General features: G+C 71.4%; 15 protein-coding genes. 14 read left to right on the forward strand and 1 reads right to left on the reverse strand.

Annotation, left to right across the window (positions count from 1 at the left end; genetic code table 11):
• Nucleotides 1–200: 200 nt before the first annotated feature.
• From ACLJQF_RS43260 to ACLJQF_RS43305, 10 genes are all read left to right on the forward strand, one after another.
• On the forward strand, nucleotides 201–1,718 hold the full coding sequence (locus ACLJQF_RS43260) for a sugar ABC transporter ATP-binding protein (protein ID WP_410616124.1): 1,518 nt from the start codon (nucleotides 201–203) through the stop codon (nucleotides 1,716–1,718).
• Nucleotides 1,715–2,755 carry an ABC transporter permease gene (locus ACLJQF_RS43265; RefSeq protein ID WP_410616125.1) on the forward strand — a complete coding sequence of 347 codons (1,041 nt, stop codon included), beginning with the start codon at nucleotides 1,715–1,717 and terminating at the stop codon, nucleotides 2,753–2,755. The genes ACLJQF_RS43260 and ACLJQF_RS43265 overlap by 4 nt, the downstream gene beginning before the upstream one ends.
• Entirely contained in the window at nucleotides 2,748–3,755 is a 1,008-nt protein-coding gene (locus ACLJQF_RS43270) for an ABC transporter permease (protein WP_410616126.1), read from the forward strand. The genes ACLJQF_RS43265 and ACLJQF_RS43270 overlap by 8 nt, the downstream gene beginning before the upstream one ends.
• A gap of 5 nt (nucleotides 3,756–3,760) precedes the next feature.
• Complete coding sequence (gene rhaS / locus ACLJQF_RS43275; protein ID WP_410616127.1) at nucleotides 3,761–4,822, forward strand: rhamnose ABC transporter substrate-binding protein; 1,062 nt, start codon at nucleotides 3,761–3,763, stop codon at nucleotides 4,820–4,822.
• 55 nt (nucleotides 4,823–4,877) lie between these two features.
• A complete protein-coding gene (locus ACLJQF_RS43280; RefSeq protein ID WP_410616128.1) occupies nucleotides 4,878–5,222 on the forward strand; it encodes an L-rhamnose mutarotase in 345 nt (114 codons plus the stop codon).
• Nucleotides 5,219–6,394, forward strand: coding sequence for an L-rhamnose isomerase (rhaI, locus tag ACLJQF_RS43285; RefSeq protein WP_410616129.1), 1,176 nt, complete (start codon nucleotides 5,219–5,221; stop codon nucleotides 6,392–6,394). Before ACLJQF_RS43280 ends, rhaI begins: the two co-directional genes overlap by 4 nt.
• A 2-nt stretch (nucleotides 6,395–6,396) precedes the next feature.
• Nucleotides 6,397–8,415, forward strand: a complete 2,019-nt coding sequence (locus tag ACLJQF_RS43290; protein ID WP_410616130.1) for a bifunctional aldolase/short-chain dehydrogenase — start codon at nucleotides 6,397–6,399, stop codon at nucleotides 8,413–8,415.
• An 8-nt stretch (nucleotides 8,416–8,423) separates the two neighbouring features.
• Nucleotides 8,424–9,845, forward strand: a complete 1,422-nt coding sequence (locus tag ACLJQF_RS43295) for an arabinose isomerase (RefSeq protein WP_410616131.1) — start codon at nucleotides 8,424–8,426, stop codon at nucleotides 9,843–9,845.
• Between the two features lie 5 nt (nucleotides 9,846–9,850).
• The gene (locus tag ACLJQF_RS43300) at nucleotides 9,851–11,275 is read left to right on the forward strand and encodes a rhamnulokinase (RefSeq protein ID WP_410616177.1); all 1,425 of its coding nucleotides are present in this window, start codon (nucleotides 9,851–9,853) and stop codon (nucleotides 11,273–11,275) included.
• A gap of 417 nt (nucleotides 11,276–11,692) precedes the next feature.
• The gene (locus ACLJQF_RS43305) at nucleotides 11,693–14,917 is read left to right on the forward strand and encodes a TIM-barrel domain-containing protein (protein ID WP_410616132.1); all 3,225 of its coding nucleotides are present in this window, start codon (nucleotides 11,693–11,695) and stop codon (nucleotides 14,915–14,917) included.
• A gap of 63 nt (nucleotides 14,918–14,980) precedes the next feature.
• On the opposite strand, the gene ACLJQF_RS43310 is transcribed toward ACLJQF_RS43305, so the two are convergent.
• On the reverse strand, nucleotides 14,981–16,057 hold the full coding sequence (locus tag ACLJQF_RS43310) for a DUF4037 domain-containing protein (protein WP_410616133.1): 1,077 nt from the start codon (nucleotides 16,055–16,057) through the stop codon (nucleotides 14,981–14,983).
• Between ACLJQF_RS43310 and ACLJQF_RS43315 the strand changes: the two genes are divergently transcribed.
• From ACLJQF_RS43315 to ACLJQF_RS43330, 4 genes are all read left to right on the forward strand, one after another.
• Nucleotides 16,056–16,940 (forward strand): helix-turn-helix transcriptional regulator, encoded by an 885-nt coding sequence (locus ACLJQF_RS43315; protein ID WP_410616134.1) that lies wholly within the window; start codon nucleotides 16,056–16,058, stop codon nucleotides 16,938–16,940. The two genes, ACLJQF_RS43310 and ACLJQF_RS43315, sit on opposite strands and share 2 nt — an antisense overlap.
• A 152-nt stretch (nucleotides 16,941–17,092) precedes the next feature.
• Complete coding sequence (locus tag ACLJQF_RS43320) at nucleotides 17,093–17,527, forward strand: XRE family transcriptional regulator (protein ID WP_410616135.1); 435 nt, start codon at nucleotides 17,093–17,095, stop codon at nucleotides 17,525–17,527.
• A gap of 20 nt (nucleotides 17,528–17,547) precedes the next feature.
• Nucleotides 17,548–18,138 (forward strand): hypothetical protein, encoded by a 591-nt coding sequence (locus ACLJQF_RS43325; protein ID WP_410616136.1) that lies wholly within the window; start codon nucleotides 17,548–17,550, stop codon nucleotides 18,136–18,138.
• Nucleotides 18,139–18,147: 9 nt separating this feature from the next.
• Nucleotides 18,148–19,227 (forward strand): hypothetical protein, encoded by a 1,080-nt coding sequence (locus ACLJQF_RS43330; protein ID WP_410616137.1) that lies wholly within the window; start codon nucleotides 18,148–18,150, stop codon nucleotides 19,225–19,227.
• The last annotated feature ends 11 nt before the right edge of the window (nucleotides 19,228–19,238 follow it).

Genomic DNA, 19,238 nt, shown 5'->3' on the forward strand with positions numbered 1-19,238 from the left:
AGCCCTCGGTTCGGCACCGGGTTCTCGGACGACCATCGAAACCCCCTCTTTGATGAGCGCTGTTGAAACGTAACATCAGTCGGAATGACCTGGTGAAGATGCCGTTTGGCCACGCCTTCGCCGATGCATTGACTTCTCGTTCCGCCGCATAGTAGCTTCACCGCACCAGATTTGTGAAACCTTTCAATCCGGAGGTCGCGATGACGCGGCAGGACCCCGCCGGGGCCCCTCTGCTGGAGGTGCGCGGCGTGACCAAGTCGTTCGGCGCGGTCGCGGCCGTCGCCGGCGTGAGCTTCGGGCTGCACGCCGGGGAGGCCCACGCGCTGGTCGGGGAGAACGGCGCCGGCAAGTCCACGATCGTCAAGATGCTGGCCGGGGTGCACAAGCCCGACGACGGCACGCTGCTGCTGGACGGCGAGCCGGTCGAGTTCGGCTCGCCCGCTGCCGCGAAGGCGGCCGGCATCGCGGTCATCTACCAGGAGCCCACGCTGTTCCCGGACCTGAGCGTCGCGGAGAACATCGTGATGGGCCGCCACCCGCGCAAGAGCCTCGGCCGGATCGACCGGGCGGCGATCCGCGCCGAGGCCGAGCGGCTCTTCGCCCGCCTCGGCGTCCGGATCGACCCCGCCCGGCCCGCCAGGGGGTTGTCCATCGCCGACCAGCAGATCGTCGAGATAGCCAAGGCGCTCAGCGCCGACGCCCGGGTGCTGGTGATGGACGAGCCGACCGCCGCACTCACCCAGATCGAGGTCGAGCGGCTGTTCACCGTCGCCCGGACGCTGCGCCAGGAAGGCGCCGCGATCATGTTCATCTCCCACCGCTTCGAAGAGATCACCGAGCTCTGCCAGCGCGTGACGATCATGCGCGACGGCAAGCACGTCTCCACCGACGCGCTCGAAGACGTCACCGTCGAGGAGATGGTGAAGCGCATGGTCGGCCGTGACCTCGACGCGCTGTTCCCCAAGCAGGACATCGAGCCCGGCGCGGTCGTGCTGGAGGTCGAGGGGCTCGCCCGGGAGGGCGTGTTCCGCGACATCTCCTTCTCCGTGCGCGCCGGGGAAATCGTCGCGTTCGCCGGACTGGTCGGCTCCGGCCGCTCGGAGGTCGTCCAGGCCGTCTTCGGCGTCGACGAGCGGGACGCCGGGACCGTCAAGGTGAGCGGCAAGAAGCTCAAGCCGCACTCCTCGCGGGCCGCGATGGCCGCCGGGATGGCTCTCGTGCCCGAGGACCGGCGCCAGCAGGGCCTGATCATGGACCTCTCGATCGAACGGAACGTGACGCTGCCGCGGTCGCGCGCGCTCTCGAAGCTCGGCTTCCTGACCGGCGCGAGCGAACGCCGGGAAGCGCGGCACTGGACCGAGCGCCTGCGCACCAAGTACCGCCGGCTCGGTGATCCCGTCGGCACGCTCTCCGGCGGGAACCAGCAGAAGGTCGTGCTGGCCAAGTGGCTGGCGATGGCACCGAAGGTGCTGATCGTGGACGAGCCGACGCGCGGCATCGACGTCGGCACGAAGGCCGAGGTCCACCGGCTGATGTCGTCGCTGGCCGCCGAGGGCGTCGCGATCGTCATGGTTTCGTCGGAACTGCCGGAGGTGCTGGGCATGGCCGACCGCGTGCTGGTGATGCGGGAGGGCCGGATCGTCGCCGAGCTCCCGCGCGCCGAGGCGACCGAGGACTCGGTCATGTTCGCCGCGATGGGGCAGGGGGCCGCCGCATGACCGCGACGAAGGAGGCCCGCGTGACCTCGCAGCCGACCGTCCACTCCGGACGCTCGTGGACCGCGAACGTGCTGAAGGCCCGCGAATCCGGCATCGTGCTCGCCCTGATCGTGCTGATCGCGTTCACCGCGACCCAGAACTCCCGGTTCCTGTCCGGGCAGAGCATCCGCGACATCCTGCTGGGGACCGCGATCCTGGCGGTGCTCGCCGTCGGGCAGGCGATCGTGATGATCACCCGCAACATCGACCTCTCGGTCGGTTCGGTGCTCGGGCTGTCGGCGTTCGCCGTGGGCACGCTGATGAAGGACAACCCGGGCCTGCCGGTGATCGCCGCCATCCTGGTCGGGCTCGCCGTCGGCGCGGCCTGCGGGCTGGTCAACGGCGCCCTGGTGCGCTTCGGCCAGGTGCCGGCGCTGGTCGTCACGCTCGGCACGCTCTACGCCTACCGTGGCGTCAGCTACTTCTGGGCGGGCGGCCAGCAGATCAACGCCGACAAGCTGCCGGCGTCCTTCCTCGACTTCGGCACCGCCTCGGTGCTCGGCGTGCCGTGGCTGGTCCTCATCGCGGTGCTGGTCCTGCTCGCCGCCGGGATCGTGCTGCGCAGCTACCGCGCCGGGCGCGAGCTGTACGCGATGGGGTCGAGTCCCCAGGCCGCGCAGCTGGCCGGGATCCGGGTCGGCCGCAACACCAGCGCGGCGTTCCTGGTCAGCGGCGCGCTCGCGGGGCTCGCCGGGGTGCTGTTCGCCGCCCGGTTCGGGACCGTGGACGCGGCCGCCGGGACCGGCTACGAGCTCAACGTCGTCGCCGCGGCCGTGGTCGGCGGGGTGGCGGTGTTCGGCGGCAGCGGCTCGGTCTGGGGCGCGGGCCTCGGCGCGCTGCTGCTGACCGTCATCGGCAGCGCGCTGGCCGTGCTCGACATCAACCAGTTCTGGCAGCAGGCGATCGTCGGCGCGCTGATCCTGCTGGCGATCGGCGCCGACCGGCTGGTCGCCGTGCGGGTCGCGAAGGCACTGAAGAAGAGGGATTCCCATGTCTGACCAGGGGAACCGGCTCGGCAGGTTGCTCAGCTGGGACGCCGCCGTCGTGCTCGTCACGGTGATCGTCCTGATCGTCGCCTCCGGTGCCGTCGACAACTTCGGCACCAGCCGCAACTTCACCTTCCTGCTGCTCGACCTGCTCCCGATCGCGCTGGTCGCGCTGCCGATGACGTTCATCATCGTCACCGGCGAAATCGACCTCTCGGTGGCGAGCACGCTCGGCCTGACGTCGGCGGTGATGGGCTCGCTGTGGGACGCCGGCCTGACGATCGAGGCGATCATCCCGCTCTGCATCGTGCTCGGCGGGATCCTCGGTGCCCTGAACGGCTTCTTCGTCACCGTGCTGAAACTGCCGTCCCTCGCGGTCACCATCGGCACTCTGGCGCTCTACCGCGGGCTCGCGTTCGTGGTGCTGGGTGACGGCGCGGTCGCCGACTTCCCCCGCGACTACACGACCTGGGTCACCGGCACGATCGGCGACGGCCCGATCCCGAACGTGCTGATCCCGCTGGTCGTCGTCGCGCTGATCTTCGGCGTCGTGCTGCACGCGACCCCGATCGGCCGCGGTGTCTTCGCCGCCGGCGCGGGGGAGCAGGCGGCCCGGTTCGCCGGCATCCGCACCGGACAGCTCAAGTTCTGGCTGTACGTCGTGAGCGGCGCGGTCGCCGGTCTCGCCGGGGTGCTGTGGACGCTGCGGTACTCCAGCGCCCGTGCCGACAACGGCTTCGGCATCGAACTGGCCGTCGTGGCCGCCGTGCTGCTCGGCGGCGTGTCCATCTTCGGCGGCAAGGGCACGCTGCCCGGCGTGCTCGCCGGGGTGGTCCTGCTGGCCTCGCTGCAGAACGCCCTGCGCCTGCAGGACGTCTCGAACGAGGCGCTCAACATCGTGACCGGCGTGCTCCTGATCGTGTCGGTCCTGCTCCCCAACATCGTGTCCTCGGCCCGAACGGCGCTCCGGCGCCGCCATCGAGCCGCCAGCGCGGTTTCCCCAGAAAGGTGACAAAGATGTCCCGACGGTTCCTCATCGGCGCAGTGTCGGCCGGGCTGGTGCTGGTCCTGGCCGCGTGCAGCGGCACGACCAAGAACGACAACGCCGGATCGGGCGCCCAGCAGTCCACCGCCGCGGCGAACCCGAACGCCGCGGCGAAGGAGGGCGTCAAGATGGCGTTCCTGCCCAAGCAGCTGAACAACCCCTACAGCGACATCGAGGTCAGCGGCGGCAAGGAGGCCCTCGGTGAGCTGAAGGGCGAGTACAAGCTGGTCGGGCCGAACGACGCCAGCGCGTCGTCGCAGGTCAGCTACATCAACACGCTGATCCAGCAGCAGCAGGACGTCATCGGCATCGCCGCGAACGACCCGAACGCGGTGTGCCCGTCGCTCAACCAGGCCCGCGGCGCCGGCATCAAGGTCGTCGCCTTCGACTCCGACGCCGCCAAGGACTGCCGCGACGTCTTCATCAACCAGGCCACCACCCAGGGCATCGGCGAGGCGCTGGCCAAGCAGGCCAAGGACCTCTCCGGCGGGTCCGGCGAGATCGCGGTCCTGTCCGCGACGCCGAACGCCACCAACCAGAACGCCTGGATCGAGGTGCTCAAGAAGGAACTGGCCAAGCCGGAGTACGCGAACATCAAGCTGGACAAGATCGCCTACGGCAACGACGACGACCAGAAGTCGTTCCAGGAGGCCCAGGGCCTGCTGCAGTCGTTCCCGAACCTCAAGGTGATCGTCTCGCCGACCACCGTGGGCATCGCGGCGGCCGCGCGGTACGTCAGCTCGTCGAGCTACAAGGGCAAGGTCGCGGTGACCGGGCTGGGCACGCCGAACCAGATGCGCGCCTTCGTCAAGGACGGCACGGTCAAGCAGTTCGCGCTGTGGAACCCGGCCGACATCGGCTACCTCGCCGCCTACGCCGGCGTCGCGCTCAAGTCCGGCCAGATCACCGGCAAGCAGGGTGAGAAGTTCAAGGCGGGCAAACTCGGCGACTACACGATCGGCGAGAACGGCGAGATCGTCCTCGGCCCGCCGACGACGTTCGACGCGAACAACATCGACAAGTTCAACTTCTGATTCTCCCGGCCGGGTCGCGACGGGCGGCCCGGCCGGGTTCCACCAAGGACGGACTGTGCCCCGATACTGCTTCTGCCTGCAGGTCAGACCCGACCGGACGGCCGAGTACGCCGAGCGTCACCGTGCCGTCTGGCCGGAGATGCGCCAAGCCCTGCACGACACCGGCTGGCGCAACTACTCGCTCTTCCTGCGCGAGGACGGCCTCCTGATCGGTTACGTCGAGGCCGACGACCTCGACGCCGCGCAGGCGGCGATGGCGAAAACCGAGGTCAACACCCGCTGGCAGGCGGAGATGGCGGAGTTCTTCACCGGCCTCGACTCCCGTGCGCCCGACGAGGGCTTCCAGCTCGTACCCGAGGTCTTCCACCTCGAACCCCCAACCGTCGCGGAAGGACAGTGATCGCCGTGGGCGACTTGACGGCCGTGAAGCAGGCCTTGCGGGCGCAGCGCATCGAGACGCCGTCGTGGGCGTACGCGAACTCGGGCACCCGGTTCAAGGTGTTCCCGCAACCGGGCGTGCCGCGCACGCCCGAGGAGAAGATCGCCGACGCCGCGGTGGTGCACCGGTTGACCGGGGTGGCGCCGAGTGTGGCGTTGCACATCCCGTGGGACAAGGTCGGCGACTACGCCGCCCTGACCGCGTACGCGCGTGACCTCGGCGTCGAGATCGGTGCGATCAACACCAACGTCTTCCAGGACGAGGACTACAAGCTCGGTTCGGTGACCAACCCCGACGCCGGGATCCGCCGCAAGGCGACCGATCACCTCCTGGAAGCCATCGACATCATGGACGCGACGGGGTCGCGGGACCTGAAGCTGTGGTTCTCCGACGGGATCAACTACCCCGGCCAGGACGACATCCGCGACCGGCAGGACCGGCTGGCGGCGGCGCTGAAGGAAACGTACGACCGGCTCGGCCCGGACCAGCGGATGCTGCTGGAGTACAAGCTGTTCGAGCCCGCGTTCTACGCCACCGACGTCCCGGACTGGGGTACCTCCTACGCCCACTGCATCGAGCTGGGGGAGCGGGCCACGGTGTGCATCGACACCGGCCACCACGCCCCCGGGACGAACATCGAGTTCATCGTGGCGTTCCTGCTAAGGGCCGGGAAGCTCGGCGCGTTCGACTTCAACTCGCGGTTCTACGCCGACGACGACCTGATGGTCGGGGCGGCGGACCCGTTCCAGCTGTTCCGGATCATGTACGAGATCGTCCGCGCGGACGCCCTCGACCCGTCGTATGGGATCGCGTTCATGCTGGATCAGTGCCACAACATCGAGGCGAAGATCCCGGCGATCATCCGGTCGGTGATGAACGTCCAGGAAGCCACCGCGAAGGCCCTGCTGGTCGACCGGACCGCGTTGCGGGCCGCCCAGCAGGCGGGCAACGTGCTGGAGTCGAACGCCGTGCTGATGGACGCCTACAACACCGACGTCCGGCCGCTGCTGGCCGAGCTGCGCACGGAGACCGGGCTCGACCCGGACCCGATCGCGGCGTATCACCGCAGCGGGTACCAGGAGAAGATCGTGGCCGAGCGCGCCGGCGGCACGCAGGCCGGATGGGGAGCATGACGATGACCGTGCCGGAGCAGCTCATCGCGCGCAGCAACGCGCTCGGGGCCGACCCGCGCAACACCAACTACGCCGGCGGCAACACCTCCGCCAAGGGCGACGTCACCGACCCGGTGACCGGCGCGCCGACAGAGGTGCTGTGGGTCAAGGGTTCCGGCGGCGACCTCGGGACGCTGACCGGGGCCGGGCTGGCAGTGCTGCGGCTCGACCGGCTGCGCGCCCTGGTCGACGTCTACCCGGGTGTGGAGCGCGAGGACGAGATGGTGGCCGCGTTCGACTACTGCCTGCACGGGCGGGGCGGGGCGGCGCCGTCGATCGACACCGCCATGCACGGCCTCGTCGAGGCCGCGCACGTCGATCACCTGCACCCGGACTCGGGGATCGCGCTGGCCACGGCGGCCGACGGCCCGGCACTGACCAAGGAGTGCTTCGGCGACCGGGTCGCGTGGGTGGACTGGCGGCGGCCCGGGTTCCAGCTGGGCCTGGACATCGCCGCGGTGAAGGCGGCGAACCCGCAGGCCATCGGCGTGATCCTCGGCGGCCACGGCATCACCGCGTGGGGTGCGACCTCCGAGGAGTGCGAGCGGAACTCCCTCGACATCATCCGGACCGCCGAGGAGTTCATCGCTTCCCGGGGCGCTCCGGAGCCGTTCGGGCCGGTCGTTCCCGGCTTCGAAGCCCTCCCCACGGAGGAACGGCACGCGCGGGCGGCGGCTTTGGCGCCGGTGATCCGCGGCCTGGCCTCGACCGACCAGCGCCAGATCGGGCACTACACCGACAGCGAGGTCGTGCTGGAGTTCCTCTCGCGGGAGAAGCTGCAGCCGCTGGCCGCGCTGGGGACGTCGTGCCCGGATCACTTCCTGCGCACCAAGGTCCGGCCGCTGGTCGTCGACCTGCCCGCGACGGCCCCGGTCGACGAAATCCTGGCGCGGCTCAAGGAACTGCATACCGAATACCGTGCGGAGTATGCCGCCTACTACGACCGGCATGCGACTCCGGACTCGCCCGCGATGCGGGGCGCCGACCCGGCGATCGTGCTCGTCCCCGGCGTCGGGATGTTCTCCTTCGGCAAGGACAAGCAGACCGCGCGGGTGGCGGGCGAGTTCTACGTCAACGCCATCAACGTCATGCGCGGCGCCGAATCCGTCTCGACCTACGCGCCGATTCCGGAGAGCGAAAAGTTCCGGATCGAATACTGGGCCCTGGAAGAGGCCAAGCTGCAGCGGATGCCGAAGCCCAAGCCCCTGGCCGGGCGGATCGCCCTGGTCACGGGCGCGGGTTCGGGCATCGGCAAGGCCATCGCCCAGCGGCTCGCGGCCGAGGGTGCGTGCGTGACGATCGCCGACCTCAACGGCGACGCGGCCGCGGAGGTCGCGGCGGAGATCGGCGGCACGGCCGTCACCGCCGATGTCACCGACGCCGCGGCGGTGCAGGCGGCGGTCGACGCCACCGTGCTCGCCTTCGGCGGGATCGACCTGGTCGTCAACAACGCCGGGCTGTCCATCTCGAAGCCGCTGCTGGAAACCACCGAACGCGACTGGGACCTCCAGCACGACGTGATGGCCAAGGGCTCGTTCCTGGTCGCCCGCGCGGCCGCGAAGGCGATGATCGATCAGGGCATCGGCGGCGACATCGTCTACATCTCGTCCAAGAACTCCGTGTTCGCGGGCCCGAACAACGTCGCCTACGGCGCCGCGAAGGCCGACCAGGCCCACCAGGTCCGGCTGCTGGCCGCCGAACTCGGCGCACACGGCATCCGCGTCAACGGCGTCAACCCCGACGGCGTCGTCCAGGGCTCCGGCATCTTCGCCGGCGGCTGGGGTGCCCAGCGGGCCGCGGTCTACGGCGTCGAGGAGGAAAAGCTCGGCGAGTTCTACGCCCAGCGCACCATCCTCAAGCGCGAAGTCCTGCCCGAGCACGTCGCCGCCGCGGTGTTCGCGCTGACCGGCGGCGAGCTCACCCACACCACCGGCCTGCACGTGCCGGTGGACGCCGGGGTGGCCGCCGCGTTCCTTCGGTAGGAGATCCGATGACACTCGACCGCATCACCCCGCGCCGCACCCGTGTCGGCCTCGTCTCCGGCGGGCTCGGCGCGTACTGGCCGCAGTTCCCGGCGCTGCTGCCCCAGCTGCAGGCCTCGGCCCGGCGCGTCACCGAGCGGCTGTCCACCATGGACTGCGAGGTGATCGACGCCGGCTTCGTCTCGGACGCGCAGGAAGGCGCGGCCGCGGCGGAAAAACTGCGGGTGGCCGGGTGCGACCTGATCGTCGGCTTCCTCACGACGTACCTGACGTCCAGCATGCTGGCACCGGTCGCGCAGCGCTCGGGCGCGCCGGTGCTGCTGCTGAACCTGCAGCCCACCGAGGCGATGGACCACGAGTCCTTCGACACCGGTGCGTGGCTGGCCTACTGCGGCGCCTGCCCGCTGCCGGAGATGGCCAACGCGTTCCGGCGCCTCGGCGTCGAGTTCCGCTCGGTGTCCGGGTACCTGGAGGATCCGCGGGCGTGGACGCGGATCGAACGGTGGATCAAGGCCGCGGGCGTCCGGGCGGCGCTGCGGAACGGCCGCCACGGCCTGCTCGGGCACCTCTACCCGGGCATGATGGACGTCTCCACCGACCCGACGCTGGTATCGGCCCAGCTCGGCGGGCACGTCGAGATCCTGGAGGTCGACGACCTGCGAGTGCGGGTGGAGAAGGTCACCGACGACGAGACTGCCGAGCGGGTCGCGCTCGCCCGCGAAGTGTTCACTGTGGACGAGTCCGTTGTGGACGAAGACTTCGCCTGGGGCGCCCGGGTTTCGGTGGCCCTCGACCGGCTCGTCGACGACTTCTCGCTCGACTCGCTGGCCTACTACCACCGCGGCCTCGACGGCGAGACGCACGAACGCGTCGGCGCCGGGTTCATCCTCGGCGCGTCCCTGCTCACCGCACGCGGCATCCCGGCGGTCGGCGAGTACGAGCTGCGGACGTCACTGGCGATGCTGGTCATGGACCGCCTCGGCGCCGGCGGCTCCTTCACCGAGCTACAGGCGCTGAACTTCCGCGACGGCGTGGTCGAGATGGGCCACGACGGCCCGGCCCACCTGGGGATCAGCGCCCGCAAGCCGCTGCTGCGCGGCCTCGGCGTCTACCACGGTAAGCGCGGCTGGGGCGTGTCGGTGGAGTTCGACGTCAAGCACGGGCCGGTGACGCTGTGCGGGCTCGGCCAGCGCCGCGACGGCACGTTCACGCTGATCGCGTCCGAAGGCACGGTGGTGCCCGGGCCGCTGCTGCGGATCGGCAACACGACCTCCCGCGTCGACTTCGGCTGCGACCCGGGGGAGTGGACCGACGCCTGGTCCGCCGGCGGCATCGCGCACCACTGGGCGCTCGGCACCGGCCACCGCGTCGCCGAGCTGACCGCCGTTGCCGACCTGCTCGGCCTGGAGCTGACGGTGGTCCGTCCGTGAAGCGAGTGGCGGCCGTCGACCTCGGCGCGTCCAGCGGCCGGGTGATGGCCGGAACGGTCGGGCCGTCCCGGCTGACCGTCGAGGAGGTGCGGCGCTTCCCGAACGGCGGCGTCCGCGCGGGACCGGCGCTGTACTGGGACATCCTGGGCCTGTACCGCGAAACGCTGGCCGGGATCCGCGAAGCCGGGCGCCTGGACGGCGTCGGCATCGACTCCTGGGCCGTCGACTACGGGCTCCTGGACGATCGCGGCGCGCTGCTCGGCAACCCGGTCTGCTACCGCGACTCGCGCACCGACGGCGTGGCGGCGAAGGTCGCCGCTTCAATCTCCGCGCGCGAGCTCTACGACGTGACCGGGCTGCAGCAGCTGCCGTTCAACACGCTGTACCAGCTGGTTTCCGAAGGCGACCGGCTCGACGCGGCGTCGGCGATGCTGCTCATCCCGGACCTGCTGAACTACTGGCTCACGGGATCGATCGGTGCGGAGCGGACGAACGCGTCGACCACGCAGCTCTACGACGTCCGCGCGCGGACCTGGGCCACTGCGCTCGCCACGCGGGTCGGCATCCCACCGCGGCTGCTGCCGCCGCTGCGCGACCCTGGCACGGTGGTAGGCACGGCGGACGAGCTGTCGGGCTTGCCGGTGGTGGCGGTGGGATCGCACGACACGGCCTCGGCGGTGGTCGCGGTCCCGGCGTCCCCGGGCACGAACTTCGCCTACATCTCGTCGGGCACCTGGTCCCTGGCCGGTCTGGAGCTGCCGGCACCGGAGCTGAGCGACGAGGCACTGGCGGCGAACTTCACGAACGAGGGCGGCGTCGACGGCACCATCCGCTTCCTGCGCAACGTGATGGGCCTGTGGGTGCTGTCGGAAACGCTGCGCACGTGGTCGTGCCCGGAAGACCTGCCGACGTTGCTGGCGGCCGCGGCTGAGTCGCCCGCGCTGGCCGCGGTGGTGGACATCGACGCCCCGGTGTTCCTCCCCCCGGGCGACATGCCTGCCCGGCTCGAGTCGGCTTGCCGAGCGACGGGCCAGCGTCCGCCGCAGGGCCGGGCGGCGGTGGTCCGGTGCATCGTGGACAGCCTGGCCCTGGCCCACCGTCGCACGATCCACGCCGCGGCTCGGTTGACGGGCCGCGCGGTCGACGTGATCCACCTGGTGGGCGGCGGAGCCCGCAACGAGCTGCTGTGCCAGTCGACGGCGGACGCGTGCGGCGTCCCGGTCCTGGCGGGCCCGGTCGAGGCGGCGGCGCTGGGGAACGTGCTGGTCCAGGCCCGGGCGCTGGGCGAGGACCTGCCGGACTTGGCGGCGATGCGCGCGTTGGTGCGGGAGACGCAGGAGATCCGGCGCTACGAGCCGTCGGGAACCGCGGACTGGGCGGCGGCGGAGGCCCGGCTGACGTCTGCCGTGGCCGGCGGTCGTGAGTGGTAATGAGGGTTAGAGCCGACGGTCACTTGACTACCTACGGCGCGGGGGCGTCTGCGCCGGCCGGGAACGCACCCAGGCAGGCCCCCGGCGGCCAACTCACCCGCAGGAACGGCCAACTCACCCACACCGCCGGCGAGTTGGCCGTTCCGGTGCGTGAATTGGCCGTTCCGGGCGGTGAGTTGGCCCTACTGACAACGTGGGCCGGCAAGAGACCGATCGCCAGAACCCTCATTACCACTCACGACAAGCCGCGGCAGACCGCCGGACCGGCGGCCAGGATGGGGCCTGGCAGGCGTGACCGGCCGCTGATCTGTCCGGGACAAGTTCCGCTCAGTGGTCTGGACATCAGCCGTATCGCTGTGCTCAGATTTCCAACGTTGTAACGCCGCCGAGTCCCCTTCACCGGAACGGAGTTCCGCCGTGCGGACCAGAACAGCGAGAACGATCCGGCGGGCCTGCGTGCTCGCCGTCGCCGGGAGCGCCGTCGCCGCGGTGACCGTCGCGACGCCCGCCGTGGCCGGGCCCGCGCGCCAGACCGTCACCGCCGGGAACGCCCGGTTCCAGGTGCTTTCCCCGACCCTGATCCGCACCGAATACGCGGGCGACGGCCGCTTCACCGACGCCGCCACCTTCAACGCCGTCGGCCGCGGCGCGTTCACGCCGACGCCGTACACCAGCACCGTGTCCGGCGGCGTCCTCACCATCCGGACGAGCGCGACGACGCTGACCTACCGGCTGAACTCCGGCCCGTTCGACGGGGGCAACCTCGAGCTCCGCACGAGCGCGGGCGCCACCCCGGTGCTCGCGGCCCCCTGGCGCCACCTGACCTGCGCGGCCGGCGCCCGGTGCGAGGCCGAAGACCTCACGACCGACGGGCTCGGCGTCGCCACCGACCACGCCGGCTACACGGGCGAAGGCTTCCTCGCCGGCTTCGAGAGCACCGGCAACTCGGTGACGGCGGACGTCCTCGCGCCCACCGCGGGGACGTACTCGCTGACCGCGCGCTACGCCAACGGCCAGGGCGGCGACGGCCAGCACGTCCCGCGCACGCTCAGTGTCAGCGTCGACGGCGGCGCGGTGCAGAAACTCACCCTGCCGGTGACGGCCGACTGGAACGCCTGGGCCCTGGCCTCGGCCCCGGTCACCCTCGGCGCCGGTCACCACAGCGTCCGCCTCGAACGGACCGCCGCCGATTCCGGCAACGTCAACCTCGACGGACTGGCGGTCCTGACCGCCGGGGCGCCGTTCCCGCCGGCGTCGGCGCGGGCGTTCACCGGCTGCCCGGCCGGGGTGAGCTGCGAGGCCGAAGCCGGGCTGCGCTCGGGGTCCGCCGTCGTGGCGACCGACCACACCGGGTACGCCGGGCGCGGGTTCGTCGCCGAACTCAACCGCGGCTCGACGCTGACCCACCGCGTCGCCGACGTCGCGGCCGACGGCACGTACCTGCTGCACGTCCGCTACGCCAACGGCACCGGCGGCGACGGCCGGCACGAAATGCGCACTGCCGCTGTCACCGCGAACGGCGTCACCCGCACGCTGACCCTGCCGATCACCGACGGCTGGGACGCCTGGAAGAGCGCGTCCGTGCCGGTGAACCTCAAGGCGGGCACGAACGACGTCGTCCTCGGCTGTCCCGAGGACACCAGCTGCCACGTCAACGTCGACACCGTCGCCGTCACCCCGGCCGGGGGCACGGCGCCGCCGCCGCACCTCGCGCTCGGCGGCTACCGGCGCGGGCTCGACGGCGTCAACGGCGACAACGGCGCGCCGTCGACCACCGAAGGCCTCCTGCACCAGGACGGCTGGTACCTGCTCGACGACACCTCCTCCGCGCTGTACGACACGCGGACCCGCGCGGTGACGCCGCGGCCGTCCCACGGCGGGAGCCCTTACCAGGACGGCTATCTCTTCGCCTTCGGCCACGACTACAAGGCCGGGCTGCGCGATCTGGCGACCCTGACCGGGCCGCCGCAGCTGCTGCCGCGCTGGGCCTACGGCGTCTGGTACTCCGAGTACATCGACCGCACCGCGGCCGACTACCGCGACACGATCCTGCCCCGGTTCCGCAGCGAAGGGGTCCCGCTGGACGTCCTGGTGACCGACACCGACTTCAAGGCGCCGGACACGTGGAACGGCTGGCAGTTCGACACCGCGAAGTTCCCCGACCCGGCCGGCTTCTTCGCCTGGTCGAAGGCGCAGGGCCTGCACAACAACCTCAACATCCACCCCAGCATCATGGGTTCGGACCCGCAGTTCGCCCGCGCCCAGGCGACGGCGAAGGGCAAGCTGACCAAGTCGAACTGCGGGACCGACTGTTACGTCTTCGACTGGGGCGACCCCGACCAGCTCAAGGCCTACCTCGACCTGCACGCCGGGATGATGCGGCAGGGCAACGACTTCTGGTGGCTCGACTGGTGCTGCGACGCCTCGCGTTCGAGCCTGCCCGGCGTCACCCCGGACGCGTGGATCAACCAGCAGTACGCCGACCTCGCGGCGCCCGCGACCGGCCGCGGGTTCGTCATCTCGCGGGCGTACGGGTCGCTGCAGGCGGGCGGCTACGGCGGCCCGACCGGGCTGGCGACGGGCCCGTGGGCGGACAAACGCAGCACGCTGCACTTCACCGGTGACACGTCCTCGACGTGGGGGACGCTGCGGATGGAGGTCGGCATCACGCCGGCGGAGTCGGCGGCGACCGGCATGTCGGCGATCAGCCACGACATCGGCGGCCACAACGACACGACCGGCCTGCGCGGCAGCGAGACGTACACCTCCGGCGGCCAGCAGCGCCAGACGGTCAAGCTGCCGGACGACCTGTACGCGCGGTGGGTGCAGCTGGGCACGTTCCAGCCGATCGACCGCCTGCACAGCAACCACAGCGACCGGCTGCCCTGGCAGTACGGCGACGCGGCGAAGGCGTCGGCGACGAAGTTCCTGAACCTGCGCGAAAACCTGGTTCCGTACACCTACACGCTGGCCCAGGAAGCGGCGGCGACGGGCGTTCCGGTGGTGCGCCCGACGTACCTGGAGTACCCGGAGGAGCCCGGCGCGTACGCGGCGGCCCAGAGCGAGTACTTCTACGGGCCGGACATGCTGGTGGCGCCGGTGACGTCCCCGGGCTCCTCGGCGACGACGTCGGTGTGGTTCCCGCCGGGGCAGTGGACGGACTACTTCACCGGCAAGACCTACGCGGGCGGGACGACCCAGCAGGTGACGTCCGATCTGGGGACGATGCCGGTGTTCCTCCGCGCGGGCGGCATCGCCGTCACGCGCACGGCCGACGTCACCAACGACGTCCAGAACCCGCTGAACCGGGTGACGGTGACGGTGGCGCCGGGTCGCTCGGGGACGTTCTCGCTGTACGAGGACGACGGTGTGTCGTCGTCGCGATCGTCTTCGACGAAGATCACCTACAGCGAGCGCGTCGGAGCGCACACGGTGACGGTGGCGCCGGCGCAGGGCTCGTACCGGGTGGCGCCGCGCGAGTGGACGGTGAAGTTCCTCGGCGTGCCGGCGGCGCCGAGCCGGGTGAAGGTCGGCAGCGGCTGGGCGCCGTCGAAGGCGTGGAAGTGGGACGCGGCGACGCAGACGCTGACCGTGACGGCGCCGGCCCACCCGGGACGCTCCCCGCTGACGGTCACGTACTGAGCCTCCGGCGGGCGGAGCCGGAAATGCCGTCGAGGCCACGGATCGCCGTGGCCTCGACGGCCCTCATGCGAACCGCGCTGTGGTCAGGGCACGAGTCGCCGCGCGGTCACCGAGCAGATCGGTGTTGTCGGCGAACTGGTCGATGGCGCCGGTGAGCGGAAGATCGCGCAGTCCGGCGTCACCGATGCCGGCGACGAGCGCCTGGCCGAACCGTTCGGCGTGCAGGACCCGGAACGGCCGGTCGTGGTAGGGGCGGGTGCCGGGGTCGAGCGGTTCGGTGAGCCCGAGCCGGTTGTGGAGCCCGGCGACGGCCGAGTACGCAGCGGCGAGGTGATCTTCCCGCGCACGCCACGTGGTGGCGGCGAGCACGCCAGTCAGTACCGGAATGACCGTCGCCGCGAACGGCAGCCGGGCGAAAGCGCTGCCGAGCCACTTGCCGTAGGGCGGATAGCGGCGGTGCATCAGCAGGCTCAGCCGCATGAGGTCGCGGACCAGTCGCGCGGCGACGACGGCCGAGCCGAGTTCGTCGCCGACTTCTCCGCATCGTCCGACGAACGCCTCTTCCTGGGAGATCCGCTGCCACTGGCAGGCCAGGACGTAGCGCCAGACCGGCTCCGGGTACCAGGTGAGCCGCGAACGGACGGCGGTGAGCTCACCCGCCGGGTCGTGGAAAACCGCGCCCGCGGTGATCTCGGCCAGGGTCTGGGTCGGGGTGGCGAGCCAGTCTCGGGTGGTCGTGCCTTCGCGCGGATCGAATCCCAGGTGACACCTGAGCCACGTGTCGAGCGTGGTCACGTCGACGCGGTGGAAGACCGGCCCATCGGTGGCCTCCATGTGGCGTATGTGCTCGTTCCCGGTGGGGGCGAAGTGCGTGGGGTAGCCGTGGAACGTCTTGGGAAGCTTCAGGCTCAGCGCTTTGACGAGGTCCAGGGCGTGCCGGGCAGCATCGTGGCCGCGCAGGAACACCTGCAGGCGCGGCCCCCATTCGTGATCGGCGGATCGGGCGGTGTCGAAGCCGAGGACCTCCGAGCCGGTGCCGATCCGTGCGGCCGTGTGGGGCAGGTCCCCGATGATCGGCCGCACGGCCTCTTCGTAGAAGCGGCGCGACAGTTCCAGCCCGGGGATGAACAAGGAGGCCATGAGCGGCATGGTGCCGCGCCGGGGGCGAGGCCCGCGACCGGATATCGCGGCGGCGGAGGTGTCGGCCGGTCACCGGATGGTCCTCGTGCGCCGCGGCCGGTTCCGCCGGGGCGTCCGCGGCGTGGTCGCGGACGCCGACCCGACAGCGGCCTACCTCGTCGCGCCGGGCGACGAAGAGCGCTTCGCGCACCCGGCGGGCGGAGACGTCTGCACGTCGGTGCAGTTCGGCGAGCGGTTGTGGCGCCGCCTCACGGGAGAGCAGGTGGTGGCATCGACGGTGTACGTCGACAGCGCACTCGAGCTCGCCCACCGGCGCGTGACGGCCTCGGCGGCCGATCCGGACTACGCGCTGGCGGAAGAGCTGCTGGTCCTGGTGGGTGGTGCGATCACCCAGTCGGCGCGGCCCCGGTCACCGGCGGGGCACGCGGACGACCGCGCGCTGGTGGCGCGGGCGAGAGAGGCGATCGTGGCCGGCGATCCGGTGGCGGCCGGGCTGTTCCCGCCGGCGGAGTCGCTGGGGGTGTCGCCGTACCGGTTGAGTCGCGCGTTTCCGCGGGAGGTCGGTGTTTCGCTGACGCGGTACCGCAACCGGGTCCGGGTCGGCCGCGCTCTCGAACGGCTGGAGGCGGGGGAGCGGGCGCTGGCGGTCCTGGCAGCCGAGCTGGGGTTCGCGGATCAGGCTCATCTGACCCGGACGCTGCGGGAGCACGCCGGAGCGCCGCCGGGGTGGTGCGCCGGCTACTGGCACGCTGAGCGGCGGGACGGTCGGCGAAGGCGCGCGAATCGCGTGGCCAGGCGGGTTGTGAGCGTCCGCGCCGGAAGAAGAGAAGGGGCGGCGCGGCGGCCGGGGTTAGGCGCGTGGCCACCCCCAGCGGCCACGTGAGTCACCCGCGGGCCGCTGCGCCACCCCGGGCCGGTGTCACGTTTCCGAAACACCGGATAGGGGTATCGTAGTCTTTCCGGCACAGGCTGTGTCAAGTTTTCGGAACAGCTACGCTGTCGGTTGTCACGTTTCATGTCTGCAGGCGGTGTGTGGTGAGCGAAGAGCGCAGTTTCGCCGAACGGCTGGCGCACCTGATCGCGACCGTGCACCCGCCGGATCGCAAGCCGTACTCCTACCGGGAGATCGCGCACGGCGTCGCCGAACAGACCGGCGTCACGATGTCGGCCACCCATGTCCAGCAGCTCGCCGTCGGCGCGCGCAAGGACCCGAAGCGCTCGCACATCCAGGCGCTCGCCCAGTTCTTCGGCGTGCCGGTGACGTACTTCTTCGACGACGAGGTCGCCGGCCAGGTCGACCGGCAGGTCGAAGATGTCGTCGCGTGGCGCGACAGCGAGGCGCGGAACCTGGCGCAACGAGCCATGCGGCTCTCGCCGCGCGACCGCGAAACCGTCACGGCACTGCTCGATCAGCTCGGCAGCTACGACGACACCCGGCGCCGCACCGGCCGGCGGCGGAAGCCGGAGTGACCGCGTTCGGCTCGGCTACGATGACCTCGTCCGTGTTCGCGCCCCGGTGCACCCGGCTGGCGCGCGGTCAGCAGGGAGGACCCATCGACGAGCGCGGCCTGCCGGCCCTCCGCGACCGGGCACGCGAGCGCGTGCGGACGGTGCTCGCCGCCGTCCCGCTGCCGCGGCCGTGGTCGATGAACGCCTGGGTCGACGGCCTCGAGGCGTGGCGCGAGCGCGAGATCGACCTCCTGCCGATCGCCTACCGGCCCGGTCAGCCGTCCGGGGCGTGGCAGGCCCGCCCGGACTACGACCTCATCGCCTACACCGAGCACACGTCGGCGCTGCACCAGGACCACATCATCGCCCACGAGCTGGCCCACCTGCTGTGCGCGCACACCGGGACCTGCCTGATGTCGGACGCCGAGGCCGCCGAGCTCGCCCCGGACCTGGCGCCGCGGGCGTTGTCGCACCTGCTGACCCGCGTCACGACCGGGACCGACGAGTACGAAGCCGAGCTGATCGCCGTCCTGCTGATGAGCGCGGCGACGAGCGAGCCACCCGCCGTTCAGCCGGGCGCGTCCGGCCGAGCGGCGGACCAGGCTAGGCGGCTGGCCGCACTCCTGGGATAGTCGCGTCCCGTGATCGACATACTTTTCGTCGGAGTCGGGCTCTTCGCCCTGTTCGCCGGAATCTGGCGCGCGGCCCGGGCGCGGCGCACCGGCGCGGGTGCGGGCCTGGCCGTCTCGCTCATCGCGCTGGGCGCGGCGTTCTGCTTCCTGTCCAACCGGGCGCAGCAGGTCGAGAGCGAGATCTACCCGAGCCTCGGCCGCCTGCTGTCGAACCTGGCGACGATGGTCGCCGCGTACGGCATCGGCCTGACGGTCGCGGAAATCAGCGGTACCCGCGACCGCGGCCGCCGCACCCGGCTGGTCGCGCTCGGCGTGGCGCTGACGGTGCTGGTGGTGACGTTCTTCAGCACGTCGGACCTGCCGCGCGGCATCGGCGTGTTCGACGAGCTGTACCGCACGCACCCGACGCTGGTGGTTTACGTCTTCACCTACACGATGTACCTGGGCTTCGCGGTGCTCGACATCGGGTTCATGGCGGCGGTGACGATCCGGGCGAGCGGGGGAGCGCTGCGGGTGGGGCTCGTGCTGTTGCTGCTGGCGTCGGCGTTCGCGGTCGCCTACCTGGCCGGGAAGGTGGTCGGGACCATCCACGCCCTGCAGGCCGACCACCTGGTGAAGGCGTTGTGCCGCGGGCCGTTCTCGACGTTGCCGTGCACCCTCGACGTCGGCTTCCCGGCGGTGTCGGTGCTGCTGATCGTCCTGGGCCTGACGATCCCGGCGGTCCCGGGCTTGGCGGCAGCGCGCCGCGACGCCCGGACGCTCCGCCTGCTCCGGCCCCTGCGCACCCACCTGACGCGGCGGTTCCCGGAAATCACCCGCATCGACCCCGCGGGTCCCTCCCGCCGCGAGCGCCTGCTGACGGCGATGAGCGAAACCAACGACGGCTTGATCCTCGCGGGCGTGACCCCGGACCTCCCACCCGCGACGGCGGCGAGGCTGGTGCGCGACCTCCCGGACGAGCTGTCCGAGACGGAGCCGCCCACCGCGGCTGCGGAACCGTTCGCCGCGGACGTGGCCCGGCTGCGCGCAATCGCCCGCGCGTACCGGAACTTGGAGGGGACGACGGCCTCCGGGACCGGCGGTCCGTAACCGGCCGCAAC

Source organism: Amycolatopsis sp. lyj-109 (genome assembly GCF_046548995.1).
Lineage (GTDB): Bacteria > Actinomycetota > Actinomycetes > Mycobacteriales > Pseudonocardiaceae > Amycolatopsis.

Bases quoted from the DNA above. Each gene is read 5' to 3' on its own strand.
- ACLJQF_RS43315 (WP_410616134.1), top strand. From the start codon at position 16,056: ATGAGCGGCATGGTGCCGCGCCGGGGGCGAGGCCCGCGACCGGATATC.
- rhaS (WP_410616127.1), top strand. From the start codon at position 3,761: ATGTCCCGACGGTTCCTCATCGGCGCAGTGTCGGCCGGGCTGGTGCTG.
- ACLJQF_RS43295 (WP_410616131.1), top strand. From the start codon at position 8,424: ATGACACTCGACCGCATCACCCCGCGCCGCACCCGTGTCGGCCTCGTC.
- ACLJQF_RS43325 (WP_410616136.1), top strand. From the start codon at position 17,548: ATGACCTCGTCCGTGTTCGCGCCCCGGTGCACCCGGCTGGCGCGCGGT.
- ACLJQF_RS43270 (WP_410616126.1), top strand. From the start codon at position 2,748: ATGTCTGACCAGGGGAACCGGCTCGGCAGGTTGCTCAGCTGGGACGCC.
- ACLJQF_RS43265 (WP_410616125.1), top strand. From the start codon at position 1,715: ATGACCGCGACGAAGGAGGCCCGCGTGACCTCGCAGCCGACCGTCCAC.
- ACLJQF_RS43290 (WP_410616130.1), top strand. From the start codon at position 6,397: ATGACCGTGCCGGAGCAGCTCATCGCGCGCAGCAACGCGCTCGGGGCC.
- ACLJQF_RS43260 (WP_410616124.1), top strand. From the start codon at position 201: ATGACGCGGCAGGACCCCGCCGGGGCCCCTCTGCTGGAGGTGCGCGGC.
- ACLJQF_RS43310 (WP_410616133.1), bottom strand. From the start codon at position 16,057: ATGGCCTCCTTGTTCATCCCCGGGCTGGAACTGTCGCGCCGCTTCTAC.